General features: G+C 65.8%; 2 protein-coding genes. Both read left to right on the plus strand.

All coding sequences use genetic code 11. The features are described from left to right. Positions 1 to 16 precede the first annotated feature (16 nt). Entirely contained in the window at positions 17 to 2,224 is a 2,208-nt protein-coding gene (locus K675_RS0110245) for a heavy metal translocating P-type ATPase (RefSeq protein WP_420066332.1), read from the plus strand. Between the two features lie 31 nt (positions 2,225 to 2,255). Further along, entirely contained in the window at positions 2,256 to 3,119 is an 864-nt protein-coding gene (locus K675_RS0110250; RefSeq protein ID WP_026145085.1) for a LysR family transcriptional regulator, read from the plus strand. The last annotated feature ends 140 nt before the right edge of the window (positions 3,120 to 3,259 follow it).

Below are 3,259 nucleotides of genomic sequence, written 5' to 3' on the forward strand. Positions count from 1 at the left end.
TGGCGGCTGCCAGCCTCTGCGGCCCGTGACCGCCGGCGATGCCGGTCACGCGCACGGCGGTTGCTGCTCCGGTGCCGAGGCGCCTGCCCTGGTCACGCTCGGCAACGGTTCCGGCGCCGACGGTCGCTTGAGCCGTTTCCGCATCGAAGCCATGGATTGCCCCACCGAGCAGACGCTGATCCAGAACAAACTGGGCAAGCTGGCGGGCATCCAGCAACTGGAGTTCAACCTGATCAACCGGATTCTCGGCGTGACCCACGACCTGCCGTCGACCTCGCCGATCATCGAGGCGATCAAGTCGTTGGGCATGCACGCCGAACCGCTGGAGGAGGGCGCGGATGAGCAGGCCGACAGCCCGCCGCCGGCGAAGAAATCCTGGTGGCCGCTGGCCGTCTCCGGGATCGGCGCCCTGATGGCCGAAGTCATCCACTTCACCAACGCCGCGCCCACCTGGGTGGTGGCCCTTGTTGCGCTGGTCTCGATTCTCAGTGGCGGCCTGGGCACCTACAAGAAGGGCTGGATCGCGCTGAAGAACCGCAACCTGAACATCAACGCGCTGATGAGCATCGCCGTGACCGGTGCCGTGCTGATCGGCCAATGGCCGGAAGCGGCGATGGTGATGTTCCTCTTCACCGTGGCCGAACTGATCGAGGCGCGCTCGCTGGATCGCGCGCGCAATGCCATTGGTGGCCTGATGCAGATGGCGCCGGAAACGGCCACGGTGCGGCAAGAGGATGGCCGCTGGGTCGAGATCGAGGTCAAGCGCGTCGAGCTCGGAGCCCTGGTGCGGGTACGGCCCGGCGAGCGCATTGGCCTGGACGGCGAGGTGGTCTACGGTAGTTCCAGCGTCGATCAGGCGCCGATCACCGGCGAAAGTCTGCCAGTCGAGAAGGTACCCGGCGACAAGGTGTTCGCTGGCACCATCAACCAGGCAGGCTCGCTGGATTACCGGGTGACGGCGGTGGCGGGCAACTCGACCCTGGCGCGGATCATTCACGCGGTGGAACAGGCTCAGGGTGCACGGGCGCCGACCCAGCGTTTCGTCGACAGCTTCTCGAAGGTCTACACCCCGGCGGTGTTCGTCCTGGCGCTGGCCGTGGCGGTGATTCCACCGCTGTTCATGGGCGGGGCTTGGTTCGACTGGATCTACCGGGCACTGGTGCTGCTGGTGGTCGCCTGCCCCTGTGCGCTGGTGATTTCCACGCCGGTGAGCATCGTCAGCGGCCTGGCGGCGGCGGCGCGCAAGGGCATCCTGGTCAAGGGCGGGGTCTATCTGGAGAGTGGTCACCAGCTCGACTACCTGGCTCTGGACAAGACCGGCACCCTCACTCACGGCAAGCCGGTATTGACCGATTTCCTGCCGCTGGACGCGCGGCACCAGGATACGGCTCCGGCAATCGCGGCCAGCCTGGCGGCACGTTCCGATCACCCGGTGTCCCTGGCGATTGCCCGCGATGCCCAGGGCAAGCAGCTCGAACTGCGTGAAGTCGAGGCCTTCGAAGCCCTGGCCGGGCGTGGCGTGCGGGGTGACATCGGCGGCCAGCGCTATCACCTGGGCAACCACCGGCTGGTGGAAGAACTGGGCCTGTGCTCGCCGGCGCTGGAAGAGAAACTCTTCGCCCTGGAAGAGCACGGCAAGACCGTCGTGCTGCTGCTCGACGGCTCCGGCCCGCTGGCGCTGTTCGCCGTCGCCGATACGGTCAAGGACAGCAGTCGCGAAGCCATCCGCCAGTTGCACGAGCTGGGCATCAAGACCCTGATGCTCACCGGTGACAACCCGCATACCGCCAAGGCGATCGCCGCCCAGGTGGGGATCGACGAGGCCCGTGGCGACCTGCTGCCGGCCGACAAGCTGCAGGCCGTCGAGGCACTGTACGCCAAGGGACATCGGGTCGGCATGGTGGGCGACGGCATCAACGATGCACCGGCCCTGGCCCGTGCCGAGATCGGCTTCGCCATGGCGGCAGCCGGTACCGACACAGCCATCGAAACCGCCGATGTCGCCCTGATGGACGATGATCTGCGCAAGATCCCGGCGTTCATTCGCCTGTCGCGCGAAACGGCGAGTATCCTCAAGCAGAACATCGCCCTGGCCCTGGTCATCAAGGCGATCTTTCTTGCGGTAACCTTCTTCGGCATGGCGACCATGTGGATGGCGGTGTTCGCCGACATGGGCGTCAGCCTGCTGGTGGTGTTCAATGGCTTGCGCCTGTTGCGCAAATAGACGGTGAGAGGGTGATGTGCCGAGTGCCGAATTGAAGAGTGCCGAGCTGAAGGCGTTTTACATGGTCGCCCGCCTGGGGAGCATCACCGAGGCGGCGAAGAAGCTCGGTCTCAGCCAGCCCACGGTCACCACCCAGATCCGTCACCTGGAAAGCCAGTATTCGGTCGAGCTGTTCTATCGCGGTGGCCGCCGGCTGAGTGTCAGCGAGGAGGGGGCGCGGCTGCTGCCGATGGTCAAGGCGTTGCTGCAGCAGGAGGCCGATATCGAGTTCTTCCTGCGCAACAGCGGCCAGGTGCAAGGTACCTTGCGCATCGCCGCGACCGCGCCGTATTACATCCTCGACCTGGTCAAGGCGTTCCGTGAGCGCCTGCCCCAGGTCGAGGTGTCGATGGAAATCGGCAACTCCCAGCAGGTGCTGGAAGCGCTGGAGGACTACCGGGTCGATGTCGCCGCCTCGTCGCAGTTGCTCGAAGATCCGCGATTGATCCGTCGGGTGCTGGGCAGTGATCCGCTGGTGCTGGCGGTGCATCGCAACCATCCGTTGGCGATTCATGAGCATGTACCGCTGAGCGCATTGGCCGGGCACTGCCTGCTGATGCGCGAGGCCGGCTCGACCACCCGGCAACTGACGGAAGAATTGTTGCGCGAGGCGCGGGTCAGTCATGGCCCCTTGCTGGAGATCGGTAGCCGCGAGTCGATCCGCGAGGCGGTGTTGCGCAATATCGGCATCAGCATCATCGCCCGCCAGGAAGTGCCGCATGATCCGCAGTTGCGGGTGCTGAGCATCGAGAATGCACCACAGATCCCGGAGTACCTGTATTGCCTCAAGGAGCGCAAGTCGGCGCGCCTGCCGGCGGCGTTCATGGGGCTGGCGCAGGAGATGTCGCCGGTCTGACTGATGGGAATGGCCGCCCATGTGGCGAGCGGGCTTGCCCGCGCTGGGCTGCGAAGCGGCCCCAGACCCTGACGACTCAATACACCTGATCAACCCGGCCGCCTGTTTCTGCGGCTGCGTTGCAGCCGAGCGCGGGCAAG

Origin of the sequence: Pseudomonas fuscovaginae SE-1 (assembly GCF_000364705.1) — a bacterium.
Lineage (GTDB): Bacteria > Pseudomonadota > Gammaproteobacteria > Pseudomonadales > Pseudomonadaceae > Aquipseudomonas > Aquipseudomonas fuscovaginae_A.